Raw genomic sequence first — 12,584 nt, 5'->3', positions numbered from 1 at the left:
CGCTGCCTTTCCTCACTCTGCTTCGGGGCCGGCCAGGCCAGCGAGCGTCGGGAATTCCAGCCACGGATCCGACAGAGCGCGGCGCGCGAGGTCGAAGTGCTGGGCGTGTCTGATGCGGAAGTACGCCATCACCCTGGGCGTGCTGCTGGTGTTGATGCCGACCCGGTGGGGGACGAGGTGGTGCATGACGATCACGTCGCCGGGCTCGGCCGTGAAAGCTGTGCCGTCCTGGGTATCGATATCGTCAGGGGTCTGGGGCGCCTGTCCCAGCACCCAGTCGGAGGCGAAGTAGGCGGCCATCCGGTGGTGCCCGCCCGGCACATAGTGCAGGGCACCACCGTCTGCGGTGGCGCCGCCGTCCAGAACGACACCGACGATGAAGGTGAACGTCCTCAGGTCGCGCCGGTTGAGGTGGGGGCAGGAAACGCCGTCGACGTGCATCGCCTTCACCGGCTGTGGCTCGCCGTTCGGAAGCCTGATCTGGATCTGGGCGCGAGTGACCGGGGCGGGCGTGGCAGGACACAGTAGGTCTTCTGCGAGCTCGTGAAGTCCGCTTCGCCAGTAGAGGGCGAGGAGGTTTCGGTGTACCTCCAGCTCGGGGGCAAAGGTGCGTTCCGTATAGGCAGTGAGCTGCGCCGGGTCGTACTCCTCAGCCAGCCAGCCGCTGACGAGGTCGCGGGCCTTGGACAGCACGACGCCGTCAACCAGGCCCCGCCGTATGAGGACGCCGTCATCGACGAAGCGGCGCCGCTCGTCGTCGCTCCACGTTAAAGATCGGGGCATGTGCTTCTCCTCCCAGAGGGGCGGGCGCCGACGGGGCGTAAAAGGGTTCGTCCCATCGGCGAAGGGACAGGGCAGATCAGCCGCGGCGGCCGAGGACGATCTGGAAGGAAGCGGGCTCGGTCAGTCCGCAGGACGTGGCGTAGTTGTCGAGCAGAGCGCGTGCGCGGTGTTCGAAGTCGTCGACTCGCTCGCCGAACAGCGGCCTAGCAGCGAAGCTCGTCGAGTACAGGTAGCCGATCACCGTGTCGGTGGTCCACTCCCGCTCGACGGCAATGGTGTGCTCCTCGATCTGACTGAACGCGGACTCGGCGAGGACCTCGCGGTACGGTCGGTTGTGCGCCGCGTACTTCTGGCCCATTCCGGCTCGTCGCTCCTGGCCCAGGTACTCCTGGATCAGAGCCCGCAAGGCGTCGGTCCACGCGGTGCGCGCGGTCCACAGGCTGCCGTCGCCCATGATCGCGATGGTCGCGTCCGGCGCGGTCATACCCTCCAGACGCGACAGAACCACGTTCTGGTCCATCCAGTGGAAGGCGCGGCAGACCGTGACGAGATCGGCGCGGTAGGAGGCGGGCGGGGTGAATTCCTCGGCTGCAGCGTTGTGCAGGCGGACGGGGATCGGTAGCCCGGCGAGCACCTTCTCGGCCTCGCCGAGCATGCCCGCGTCCTGCTCGACGACGTCGATCTCCGTCACCTGCCCGGCCAGGGCCAGGGGCACCTGCCCGGTGCCGGATCCGAGGTCGAGCAGGATCCGCTGCTCCTTGCTCGCCACCTTCTGCGCGAGCAGGTCGACGGCGACCTTCGGGATGCCGGGCCGGTAGGCGGCGTAGTACGGGGCGGTGCTGTCGAACTGGCTCACGATGTGGTGCTCCTGGTTGAAGAGGATGACGGGTTGAGGGTCTGCTCGATGTATCGGACCGCGTGGGCAAGGTCTGGTACGACCGTGATGCGTCCGCGGTGCTCGGCCATCAGGCGATGGGCCTCGGCCGACAGCGGACGCGAGGTGATCCACAGGGCATGGGCGCCGGCGGCTAGGGCGCCACGCACGTCGTAGTCGAGGCTGTCGCCGACGTGTAGTACCTCTGCGGGATCGCGGCCGTGCAATCGAGCGACAGTCTGCACGGCGCGAGGGTCCGGCTTGGCGAACCCGAGCCGCCACGACGGATGGTGGGCTCGCAGGTGAGGTGCGAGGAGAGCGGCGACGTCGGTCTCCTGTTCGTCCCAGTGGGCCACATTCGACAGGGTGACCACTGGAACGATCCGGGCGATCCGTGCCACTGCCTCCACAGCGCCGGGCCACAGGCCGAAGCCGGACGGCCGGTGGTCATGAGGGAAGGCGGACGGCGCGATTACTAGAGCGGCACACACCGCCTGCGGTGCCGTCGCATTGCAGCGCGGGTCCAGGACGTGCAGGAGCTGCTGGGCGATCTGCTTCGCCTGCCGGGCTGGGAGCGGGGACAGGTCCACCAGCCTCTGCGTCAGTGTCGTCCCGGATGGCTCGCCCAGGGTGTATCCGACATCGAGGCTCACCAGCCGCACCGCAGCCGCGTTCACGACGGCCCCGCCAGAGCCGCGATGATCATGTCGATCCGCTCGGTGCGCACGGGACCGGAGCCGGCTTCGCTGAGGAAGGTCAGCAGGTGCCGGGCTTCGGCCGGTGACCAGCTGCTGGTGTCGACACCAGCCTCTGCAGTTGCTCGGGCAAGGTCGGCGGGAATCGTCGGCGGGCGGGCGCCGTGTGGAATCAGCAGAGTGCCGCTCCACTCCTCGCCGGCCTGCGACTGGGACAGGACGGATATGCGGGGTGCGAGGACGGTGACGTCGTCGAACGTGAGGATCTGGACCGGAAGTTCGGGCAGGTGCGCTGGTTGGTCGAGGCGAAGGGTCGTGGACAGGAAGGTGTCGTGTCCGCTCAGCGGCTCGTGCACAACGAACAGGACGGTGCCCTCGCGGCGCTCCAGTCGTCCATGGACCGCCAACTCGCCTGTGTGCCTCGGCATTACCGGCGCACCTCCATCCCGAGGCCGGGCCTGTCCGGCAGGGCGACATGCCCGCCGTCCGGCTGGAGCCTGCCGCGCAGCATCCGCTGACGGCGTGGTTCCCACACCACCTGGTACTCCACCGCGCCCGCCGCGTAGGGGAAAGCGGCGGCCAGATGCACGGCGGGCAAGAACGCCCGGCCGTGCAGGTGGACGGGCACACCCGCTTCATGGGCGGCGCCGAGCCAGGCACGCGCTTCGGTGATCCCGCCGCACCACACCGCGTCGAACGTAAACGCCTCGGGCCAGCACTCCTCCAGCAGGGCGTTGGCGTCCTCGGCATGAGACAGCCGCTCACCGAACGCGACTCGCAGACCTTCCGCCTGTCGGTGCAGATGTCGGTACGCGGCACGGTCGGTTCGCGGGAGCGGGTCCTCCACCCAGCGCACCATCTCCGGGGCAAGGAGCGGCGCGGTCTCCGTGGTCCGTAGGTGGCCCCACGTGCCCAGGGCGTCCACCGCCACGCTGTGCCCCGCCCACTTCGCCGCACGTTCGGCCAGCGACGCCATCTCGGCGGCCTCGGCGCCGCCGCGCAGTGCCCACTTGGTGAAGGCGAATCCTTCGCCAGCGGTCGCTTTGACGGACTCGGCCGCCGAGTCGGCGGCCAGGTCCAGGGAGAGCCAGGAAGCGTAGAGCGGCACCCTTGGTACGGGCCGGTCGCTGAGCAGGGCCGCGACCGGGAGGTCGGCGAGGCGGCCGTGCAGGTCCCACACCGCGCAGTCCAGCGCCCCGACCGCCCAGCGTCCGAGCCCCGCCGCGTGCGGACCGAGTTCGGCCAGGAGCGTGCGCAGAAGGCCCGTGTGGTCTGTCACTGGGTGACCCAGCGCGATCTGGCCGAGCCGGGTTGCGACGAGCGCAGCCGGCATCTCGTCGACCGGGGCGAACACCCCCTGCACCCCGCTGGCTTCGACCACCACCGCGCACCGACTGTCGCCGGCCTTCCACGGACCGGCAACGCTCTCGTCGAGGCGCTCGACCCGCACTCGGTTGATGACTGCGTTAGCGGGGGCCATCGATGAGGTCCTCTCCCGCGAAAGTGAAGTACCACAGCGGCCGGTAGCACTCCCAGCCCACCGGCCGCAGCCCCGTTGGCGCCATGGCCCGCTCGATCACCGTGCGTGCCTGCAGGTAGTACTCCAGGTTCTCCGCGCCCGGAGTCCGCATCCCTTGCATGATGACGGTGTGGGCCTGGAAGACCTGGATGTTCGGGAACGCGGTGACCTCGGCGGCCAGCTCGTCCACCCCGCGCGCGAGGTCTTCCATCGGGTCCAGGCCGACGATGTACGTGTACGAGGTGTCCAGCCCTGCCCTACGCGCCCGGGCCAGTAGGTCCGGCATCTGTTGCGGCCGAAGGTCGGCCTTGGTCGCCTTCATCAGGGCCTCTCGCCGTGTGAAGTGCTCGACCGTCAGCCTGAGCACGAACGGTGACACCTGTGACGCGATGGTCTCGAACGCTTCGTCGCTGCGAAGCACGGAGGTGAGGAAGCCGATCCGAGCCGTGACACCGGCCCGCTCCAGGGCGGGCCGCAGGGCGGTCAGGTGCGCGACGGCGGCGCCCTCGCGCTCGAAGCAGCCGGTGGAGACGGTGACCTCCTCCAACTCGGCCAGGTTGCGGCGGGGGTGCTGTTCGCCGAGGGCCCGTAGAAGGGCATCAAGTCCCTGGTCCTCCTGCATCCTTGGATCGGCGGCGGCCTCCAGGGTGTTAGGGCACCAGCCGCATCCGACACACCGACTGCGGGCGTTGGGGTTCAGAGTCGCGGCCCTTCCGCCGTTGCGGAAGTAGCCCCCGACCGCCTCGTCGGCGTCAATGCGCTCGACGTGTGCGACCACCGAGCCGTTCAGCGACAACTCGTCTCCACGGAGCCGGAACGGGCTGGCCGGCTGGTTCAGCGGGACGATGATCTGCCAGTTAGCGTCGGGGCGGCGCACGAGGCGGAGGTTGACCCGGGCCCGGTGACGGTCGTGGTCGGAAGTGATCCCGTACAGGTTGACGGCGATCAGCAGCACGTCCTCGACTGGGACTCCGTGGCGTAGGGCAACCTGCTCCAGATCATGCAGTCGGTCGGTGCCGACCGCGCTGTCTGAGGTTATGGACCGGCGCATGGAGAGATGCGGCATGAAGAACTCCAGCTTTGTGTTGAGCGGGGGTGCCGCTACCGGGTATGCGGCACCTTCGTCGTGTCACGGGAGGGCTTAGGGCGGCTGTCGTGTCAGCGCGCCCTACTTGGCTGGGGCGAAGGCAGTGAAGTGCGCCGGTGGGTGGTCGACGGGAAGGTCCGGCCGCCAGCACGTGAGGATCTGAGCGCTGCATACGAACAGGCCGTCGGGGAGCTGATCGAGCGGGTACCACTCCCAGTCGCCGACGCTCTCGTCCGGCTGCGTGGTCGGCTGACCTTGCCAGGCATGGACGAGCGCGCCGACGGTGACCCGCAAGACACCTTCGACGTGATCGACGAGCGTGCCCAGCAGTTCCACGTCACCGGTCCGAGCGACCAGACCGGTCTCCTCGGAGAGCTCTCGGACGACCGCGTCCTCGAAGGACTCCCCGATGGCTTCCACGCTTCCGCCGGGCAGTTCGAGGGTGCCGCGACGGTGTCGGCCCAGCAGGAGACCCTGCTCGCTGAGCAGGATCGCGCCGACGCCGACGGCTGCGTGGGCGACCGGGGCTCGGGTGCTGCGGGGCCTGCTGGAGACGCGCCCAGGCCGGTCGGGAAGGCGCCGGGCTCGGATGAGCTGCTGGATGACCGTGGCGTTCTCGTCGGGGTGCGGGAACAGATTGATGGCCTCGACGCGGAAGCCGTACTCGGTGAGAAGGTCCTCCCACAAATGCGGTGCCAGGACCCACATCTGCGTCGGCAGGGGCGGGTCGTCGCGCAGCAGGATCATCTGCTCGCGTGGCGCAACCTCGGTGGACGGCCCGCGGCCGTCCAGGTCGGTGTGCAGGAGCGAGAGGATCAGCGGGGCGCCGGGACGCAGCCCATCGCGCAGTGCAGGCAGAGAACGGTGCGGGTCGATGAAGGCGAGCGTCCCGATCGCGTACGCGGCGTCGAACGGCTCGGCTTCGGCCAGGTAGTCGGCCGCGTCTGCCTGGACGAACTCCACGCCGTCCACGTCCGCGTGGGTGCTGGTGGCGCGTTCGTGCTGGGTCGGGGACAGCTCGATGCCGGTGACGCGTGCTCCGTGTGCTTGGGCGAGGTGGACGGCGTGGTGGCCGGCCCCGGAGCCGATGTCCAGGACGCGGCGTCCGGTGACGTCGCCGAGGACTTCTGCTCCCGGTCCGATCCCTTTCCAGGGCGTCCAGCCGAGCCGCTCGGGAACGGGTGGGGTGTAGGCGCGATCGAGTTGGCGCTGGCCGTAGATCTGCCAGGCGCGGGTGTTGGTGTCCTCGGTGGGCACGGTCGCCTCCCGGTGAGCGGGTGTTCAGGGGTCAGGTGTGCGTGATCAGGTAGGCGGGGCCCTCGCCGCGCCGGGCTTGCTCGATGGCGTCGAGGCGGGCGAAGGCGCGTGGCGCCATCAGCTCCTGCCAGGTCCCGAGGTTGTGGACGGCCCACATGTCGTGCTCGGCAGGGTCGAGCCGGATCCGGCGGAGTTGGTCGGCGGTCAGCTGCCCTCCGTCGAAGACGAACCCCACCTTGTTCAGTGGCAGGCGCGGCCCGGCGTGCACGAAGTGCGTCAGGAGCAGCGGCGGCGTGTCCAGACCGAGTTCGAGGCCGGTCTCCTCGACCGCCTCACGCCGGGCGGTCTGCAGCGGGTCCTCGCCTGGGGAGTCGAGGTTGCCGCCCGGGAACTGCCAGAGTCTCGAGCCGTAGACCGAGCGGAGCTGGACCGGCCGGTCCAGCTCGTCGCGGATGTAGAAGCAGCCGTACACCGTGTGGTGGGGGACAGTCTGCGCGTACTTCTCAGCCGTCATCGGCATGGGGCGGCCCGGCCGCGCCGGCTGGTGATCGAAGGAGAGAGCGAGAACGCCAAGGGCTTCTTTGGCCGGCGGGTAGATGTCGCGGAGGCTGGTGAGCAGGGTGCCGGGCGGCCCGTCCGGGTCGATGCGACGCGCGTCCTCCGAGCGGAGCAGGTCGTCGAAGGAGGCGTACGGGGTGATCCGCTGCACGGTGACGTCGAGTTCCCGTCCGGTGTCCCGGTCGTGGAAGACGACCGTGTCGCCGACGCAGATGTTGCGCTTGTTCGTGCTGGCCACCCGCACTTCGATGGTTTTGCGGCCTGCTTCCACTTGCCGGTAAGACCGCCCGAGCAGGTGCATGTGGTGCTCGGGCGGTACGTCTCCGGCCGACGGGCTCGGGACGGCTTGGAGCGCCAGGGTGTCGTCAGGCATATGTGCCTCCGTTCGATGCTTTCGTCCGTCGCGGTTATGCGTCGCGACCGGCCTTGGAGTGGTGGCCGCGTTCCTGTGCTTCGGATCGGCGCGGGCGGCGAGGACGTGGGCGAATCCGCCAACGAGCTAATGCCGTTCGATCGGTCCGTAGCGCGCGTGCGGTGCCTGCCTCATCAGCGCGTCGTACCGGTCCGCTACCGAGAAGTGCCAGAACTCGGTCCCGTAGTTCGTAAAGCCCGCGGTCTCCATGGCGTTGAGCAGCAGCGTGCGGTGGTGGCGCGCGTGATCGCTGAGGTTCGGGGCATGAGTGAAGCAGGCCCCCTCACTCTCCTCCGGGGAGGCGTTGACGCGGGTGCCGAGGTCGAGTTCGTGGCCGTCCTGGTCGACGAGGGTCACATCCACGGCCGCGCCGGCGGAGTGGGGTGCGATCTCCGGCGGCGACACGTATCGGCTGGCGGCCTGGTGCAGTTGCTCAGCTGTCCAGTCGGGATGGCCGGCGGCCAGTTCGTCCCGGTACTCGGCGAAGTAGCGCTGTTGGAGGGCAGGCGGCCGGTAGCCCTCGATGAACAGCAGGTCGGTGCCGGCGGGCAGGAGCGAGCGGGCGTGCTTCAGCCGGGCCAGGACGCCTTCGCGCACGTGGGCGAAAGCGGCCAGCGGATCCTGCTTGCGGGCGTCGACCCGGAAGCCGTGGTCCCGGATGTCGACGAGCGGTTCCCCGCACTCGCGCACCGGGATCGCGGCGACCTGCGGATCGGACATCAACACCAGAGGGGGCATCGAGTCTCCCTGCGACTGCTTGCCCTGCGCTGGCGCGACGGAGGTCCCAGAGGCCAGATCGGTTTCGCGCACGATCCGCGCGACGGTGTCCTGCAGGTTGCTGTCGGCCGGGATCACGGTCTCCAGACCGCCGGGGAGCAGATCCAGCTCGCGGTACCAGGAGGTGAGGTGGTCGTCGGTGACTTGCGCGAGGTACTCGGCGCCCGCCTTCGACGCGTGCCGGACCAGCGTTGCCTCCAGGGGCAGGTCCAGGTAGTAGCAGCTGGAAACCCCGCGGTGGTCCCGAACCAGAGACGTGATCATGTGGCCGTACCGGTCCGCGTACAGGATGCCTTCGAGCACGACGTGGAAGCCGGCGTCGAGTGCGTCGCGGGCGATCCTGCCCAGCAGGGAGATGTTGGCGCCGCGCGCGGTGTCGTGTTCCCTGAGTACGTTCCGGCGGATCACGTCCTGGCCCACGATCGCGATGCCGCGGCCGTGGTGATCCCGTAGGGCCTGGGCCACGCTGGACTTGCCGGTCGCCGAGTTGCCGCGGATGACGACGAGGCGGGTGTCCGGCCGCCCGACAGCAGTTGCAGCGGACGCACGCCACGTTGGACTGCTCGGGGTGCCGGTCATGCGGGCCAGCCCGTCTCGCTGTACAGCTCCCCGTTCTGGATCTTCTCGATGGCCACCCGTGTGTAGGGGACGAGGTCGTCGGGAAGGGCGGCGGGGTCCCAGAACTTCCACTCGGTGCACTTGTCGGGCTCGCGAAGCTCCGGCTCGCCGCTCCAGGCGCGAGCGCGGAAGAACAGGCCCATGCGGGGTCGGTCCCCGACGCAGTCGATGTGGTGGACGACGTGGACGAGTTCGACGTCCTGGCGCTCGATGCGCAGGCCGGCTTCTTCTCGTGTCTCCCTGATCAGACAGTCGATGGCGTTCTCCTGCTCACAATGGCCGGCCAGCACGTGCCACGTCGACGGGGCGAACGCGGAGCCGGGGTGGCGTAGCCCCAGCAACACCGTTCCGTCGGGGCGCTCCAGGTAGAGGTGGACGCCGATGACGTTGAGGACCGTGCCGTTCGGTGAAGCCGGGCGACGTTCCTCGGGCGAGGAGAACCCGCTCTGCGGCTCGGTGCTGGGCGGGACGCTGGCGGCGTGGCGCCGTACGACGTCGCTGGTGGTGTCCGCGATCCGCAGGCGGTGGAGGTCCTCGGGCGCGAACCAGGCCAGCATCACTCCTTCGGTCAGCCGGAGTTCGCGGGGATCGCCGTTCCAGCGGCCGGCGTAGATGGCGATGGGTACGGTCGCTCCGGCTTCGTCGGAGGCGTACTCGGTGCCGAACGGCGTCAGTTCGTCGATGGCGAGACCGGCTTCCTCGGCCAGTTCGCGCCGCACAGCGTGTTCCAAGGTGGCGTCCTGGGGCTCTCGGCCGCCACCCAGCAGGGACCACATGCCCGGCTCCCAGATCCGGCCAGGGAAGTAGTCGCGCAGGTGGAGCAGGTACTCGCCGCGGTCGTTGTAGATCAGGGCGGAGGCGTTGGCCGTCTCCTGGCCGGACTGGAGTGGAAGCTTGAGCAGCTTCTCGCGCAGGGGCGGTTGGGTCACTCGGTCCACGGGACGCCACTCGATACCGCCGACCTCCTCCTCTTGCAGCACGACGGGCACGTCGGCCGTGGTGTGCAGGCGGAAGAGGAAGCGGAGGTCGAAGTGCTGGTGGCCGGGTTCGCCTTTGCCCGGGCGGGCGTCGATGTCGTGGATGTCGATGTCGAACGGCACAGTCTCGTAGCCGGACCACGGCGTGACGGCGTGGGCCGGGATCCCGGTCTCCTCGTGCAGCTCCCGCAGCGCCGTGGCGGCCAAGGACTCGTCGGCGGGCTCGGCGTGGCCGCCGGGGACGAGGTGCTTCCCGCTCGCCAGGTGCAGCACGTGCAGGACGCGGCCGAGGTCGTCGACGACGATTGCGCCGCAGGTGACGTGTCCGGTGAAGGTGCTGCGACTGGCGATCTCGTCGCCGGTCCTGTCGAGGGCGTCCAGGAAGGCGCCGAGCTGCTCGCGCTCGTGAGGGTGGCGCGCGAGGTAGGAATCGACGGTGGTGCGGATGTGATCGTGCGACAAGGGCATGGGGCTACCTCAGAGGGAAGGGGCGCGAGGAGAGGCGGGCGGGGCGGTGGTCGGGTCAGCTCAGCCGCATCCCCTCCGTCGGGATCTCCTCGACGGCGGCGGTGTGCGCGATCGGCAGCCCCCACCGCTCGTGTGCCGTCTCCGCCGCAAGCCGGGCCTGCCGCGCGCCGGGCGGGCCCCAGCCCAACAGGGCCGCGGCCTGGGCGGGGGTGGCGAGCAGGCGAGCGAACGGGCGACCGGTGGCGGGGTCGACGGCCGCTGGCCCGATGGCGGTGACCCGGGCGGCCAGGCGGAGGCGCGCGTTGGGCCCTACGCCGCCGTAGACCTCGCCGGTCTCGTCGAGCACCCAGCCCAGTCGTACAGGATCGGTGAGGGTGAGCTGGGCCTCCTCGGCCGCTTCACGGTGCAGCGTGTCCTCGGGGGTTGCGTCGGTCACTTCCACGGTGCCGCCCGGCAGCATCGGCAGCGCGCCCCGCGGGCCCGGGTCCGCCACAACGACGACCCGGCCGTCGGGGACGAAGCACCACGCCCAGGCTTGCCGCACGGGCAGCCGCTCGGGCACGGCGCTGTGGTGAAGAGGACTGTCCCACAGAGGCCGGTATCGGACGTGGACGTCATGGCGGTCCAGCGCCGGAACGCCGAGGATGTGCCGGCCGTCGGCGAGGTGGGCGGTGGCGGTGTTCCCGAGCCGGGCACGGTAGGCGGCGAGCATGATCTGCCCGTCCACGGGGCGCAGCCGCCGCACCGCGTCCCGGGTTTCCAGGAAGACGTGATCGGACAGCTCCTCGCGTGGCAGGCGGATCTCTTCCGCCTGGTCGGGGGTGAGGGTTCCCCCGTCGAAGACGAACCGGATCTCTCCGGGGCAGGGCGTGCCCCTCTGAAGATCGGGGTGGTGCGGGGAGAAGGAGTGGACGGCGAGCACTGCCGACAGCGGCAGGTTCAGGCCCAGTTCCTCGGTGACCTCGCGTCGGCAGGCGACGTGGGGGTGTTCACCGGTTTCGACGACGCCTCCGGGCAGCACCCACGAGCCGTCCTTGCGGTAGGTGGGGTGCACCAGCAGGACCCGGCCGATCTCGTCGGTGATGATCGCGGCCGCGCCGAGCCACGCCGCATGCCGGGACGCGGCGTACTGCGCCGCCGGCACAGCGGCATCCGTTGTGGCGTGATCCGAGGGTGAGGCGGGAGAGGGCACGTATCTCTGCCTTTCGCGACAGTGGACGAGCGAGTGCGCAGGAGCGAGCGGTGGTCAGGAGGCACCGCCGTTCATCCGGCGCCGCAGCTCCCAGGGCTTGTAGGGCGGGCAGCGCTGCCGGGCACGATCGGCCAGTCCACGGAGATGCGGGTGTGCCTTTTGGCGAACACGTGCGGTTCGTGGTCCGCGCTCACCGGGGAGGGGCCAGGAGCCAGGCGGGCGGTGATGAGGGGGCAGTGGGCCCCGCGGTGATCGAGCTGCCAGCGCTGGACCTGCTCGGCCATCTCCTGAGCGGCACTGTGTCCTTGGTCGCCGTAACCGTGGACGACGAACTCGTACAGGCCCGTGCCATCTGCGTCGCCGATGCGCTCGGTGGCCAGCCGGGCGAGGGAGGCTCCGCGGACGATGGCGGCTCCGGGCCAGTGCTTGGGCGGCGGATTCAGGACTCCGTTGTTGCCGTCGGGGTCGACGTCCAGGCGGCAGAAGCCGGGCAGGGCGCCGGCGAGGTAGAGCGTGAGGGCGTCGAAGGGCTCCTCACCGCCGACAGTGACGCCGGTGCGGGTGACCGTCGGCTCGCGGGTGAGGGCGGGGGTGAGTGGGGCGATAGGCAGCGGGATGCCGTCTTCCCAGGAAAGGTGGACGCCGGTGCCGGGGACGGTGCGGCGGTTGGTGTTCCAGGCGCCGTCGCCCTGCATGGGGACGAAGCCGCAGACGATGAGCGGCTCGTTGCTATGCAGGGCGCCCTTGGTCTTGGCGAAGCCGATGGCCCAGGAGTAGCCGTGCAGCCGCAGTGGCGCGATGAGACGGCCGCCTTCGGCCAGGGCGTCGATCCAGGGCAGGTCCCAGGTGTCGACGGTGACCACGATGGCGTCGAATCCGCGGTCCGGGATCAGCCGGGCGGGCAGGTGCTCGGCGTCCGCTGTGATGACGCGGACGCCGTTGTATCCGGTCGCGGTGAGGAAGCGGGTTGCCCTTCGGGTGACGGCAGGGTCGATGTCGAGGGTGGTGACCTGCCCGGTCGGGCCGACAAGTTCCGCGAGGAGGGCGGCGTTGTAGCCGCCGGAGCCGATCTCCAGCACGTGCTGGCCGGGCTGAATGCGGGCGGCTTCGAGCATGTCGGCCTGCAGCCACGGCGCCGAGATAGAGCTGATTACATGGCCGTCGGGTGCATGACGGGTGGCGACGATGTCGTTGGCGTACGCAGCGGTGAGGGGGACCTCGGGGGCAAACGTATGCCGGGGCACGGTGCGGAAGGCGCGCTCGACAGGGGCGGAGCGGATATGGCTGTCGGCGCGGAGCTGCTCGACAAGCTGCCGACGAAGCTCGCTTGCGTCGTTCACTTCGGTAGCCGGTGAAGTCGTCACGGC

The 12,584-nt window shown here is 69.9% G+C and carries 12 protein-coding genes; all 12 read right to left on the bottom strand.

Translation table 11 applies throughout. The features are described 5' to 3' along the window. Positions 1-12: 12 nt before the first annotated feature. Complete coding sequence (locus ACZ4E1_RS29380; RefSeq protein ID WP_467545022.1) at positions 13-783, bottom strand: phytanoyl-CoA dioxygenase family protein; 771 nt, start codon at positions 781-783, stop codon at positions 13-15. 76 nt (positions 784-859) lie between these two features. Continuing rightward, entirely contained in the window at positions 860-1,639 is a 780-nt protein-coding gene (locus ACZ4E1_RS29375) for a class I SAM-dependent methyltransferase (RefSeq protein ID WP_467545019.1), read from the bottom strand. Further along, positions 1,636-2,310, bottom strand: a complete 675-nt coding sequence (locus tag ACZ4E1_RS29370; RefSeq protein ID WP_467545016.1) for an HAD family hydrolase — start codon at positions 2,308-2,310, stop codon at positions 1,636-1,638. The genes ACZ4E1_RS29375 and ACZ4E1_RS29370 overlap by 4 nt, the downstream gene beginning before the upstream one ends. A 20-nt stretch (positions 2,311-2,330) precedes the next feature. Continuing rightward, positions 2,331-2,780 carry a hypothetical protein gene (locus tag ACZ4E1_RS29365; RefSeq protein ID WP_467545013.1) on the bottom strand — a complete coding sequence of 150 codons (450 nt, stop codon included), beginning with the start codon at positions 2,778-2,780 and terminating at the stop codon, positions 2,331-2,333. Further along, entirely contained in the window at positions 2,780-3,832 is a 1,053-nt protein-coding gene (locus ACZ4E1_RS29360) for an enolase C-terminal domain-like protein (protein WP_467545010.1), read from the bottom strand. The genes ACZ4E1_RS29365 and ACZ4E1_RS29360 overlap by 1 nt, the downstream gene beginning before the upstream one ends. Then, a complete protein-coding gene (locus ACZ4E1_RS29355) occupies positions 3,819-4,826 on the bottom strand; it encodes a hypothetical protein (protein ID WP_467545007.1) in 1,008 nt (335 codons plus the stop codon). Before ACZ4E1_RS29355 ends, ACZ4E1_RS29360 begins: the two co-directional genes overlap by 14 nt. Positions 4,827-5,039: 213 nt before the next feature. Continuing rightward, positions 5,040-6,215, bottom strand: coding sequence for a bifunctional class I SAM-dependent methyltransferase/NUDIX hydrolase (locus ACZ4E1_RS29350; RefSeq protein ID WP_467545004.1), 1,176 nt, complete (start codon positions 6,213-6,215; stop codon positions 5,040-5,042). A 31-nt stretch (positions 6,216-6,246) separates the two neighbouring features. After that, positions 6,247-7,146, bottom strand: coding sequence for an NUDIX domain-containing protein (locus ACZ4E1_RS29345; protein ID WP_467545000.1), 900 nt, complete (start codon positions 7,144-7,146; stop codon positions 6,247-6,249). Between the two features lie 126 nt (positions 7,147-7,272). Continuing rightward, complete coding sequence (locus ACZ4E1_RS29340; RefSeq protein ID WP_467544998.1) at positions 7,273-8,541, bottom strand: M15 family metallopeptidase; 1,269 nt, start codon at positions 8,539-8,541, stop codon at positions 7,273-7,275. Next, complete coding sequence (locus ACZ4E1_RS29335) at positions 8,538-10,025, bottom strand: NUDIX domain-containing protein (protein WP_467544996.1); 1,488 nt, start codon at positions 10,023-10,025, stop codon at positions 8,538-8,540. Before ACZ4E1_RS29335 ends, ACZ4E1_RS29340 begins: the two co-directional genes overlap by 4 nt. Before the next feature lie 55 nt (positions 10,026-10,080). Next, positions 10,081-11,169, bottom strand: a complete 1,089-nt coding sequence (locus ACZ4E1_RS29330; RefSeq protein WP_467544994.1) for an NUDIX hydrolase — start codon at positions 11,167-11,169, stop codon at positions 10,081-10,083. Positions 11,170-11,288: 119 nt separating this feature from the next. Continuing rightward, positions 11,289-12,557 carry a methyltransferase, FxLD system gene (gene fxlM, locus ACZ4E1_RS29325; protein ID WP_467544991.1) on the bottom strand — a complete coding sequence of 423 codons (1,269 nt, stop codon included), beginning with the start codon at positions 12,555-12,557 and terminating at the stop codon, positions 11,289-11,291. Positions 12,558-12,584 lie beyond the last annotated feature (27 nt).

It is taken from the genome of Streptomyces sp. NPDC025806 (assembly GCF_055558275.1).
The sequence above is the reverse complement of the archived record's forward strand: the minus strand, read 5'-3'. Positions and strand labels throughout refer to the sequence as shown.

What these genes read in the sequence shown, in the direction of transcription:
- ACZ4E1_RS29335 (WP_467544996.1), bottom strand. Translation starts at nt 10,025, where the DNA reads ATGCCCTTGTCGCACGATCACATCCGCACCACCGTCGATTCCTACCTC.
- ACZ4E1_RS29340 (WP_467544998.1), bottom strand. Translation starts at nt 8,541, where the DNA reads ATGACCGGCACCCCGAGCAGTCCAACGTGGCGTGCGTCCGCTGCAACT.
- ACZ4E1_RS29380 (WP_467545022.1), bottom strand. Translation starts at nt 783, where the DNA reads ATGCCCCGATCTTTAACGTGGAGCGACGACGAGCGGCGCCGCTTCGTC.
- ACZ4E1_RS29365 (WP_467545013.1), bottom strand. Translation starts at nt 2,780, where the DNA reads ATGCCGAGGCACACAGGCGAGTTGGCGGTCCATGGACGACTGGAGCGC.
- ACZ4E1_RS29360 (WP_467545010.1), bottom strand. Translation starts at nt 3,832, where the DNA reads ATGGCCCCCGCTAACGCAGTCATCAACCGAGTGCGGGTCGAGCGCCTC.
- ACZ4E1_RS29345 (WP_467545000.1), bottom strand. Translation starts at nt 7,146, where the DNA reads ATGCCTGACGACACCCTGGCGCTCCAAGCCGTCCCGAGCCCGTCGGCC.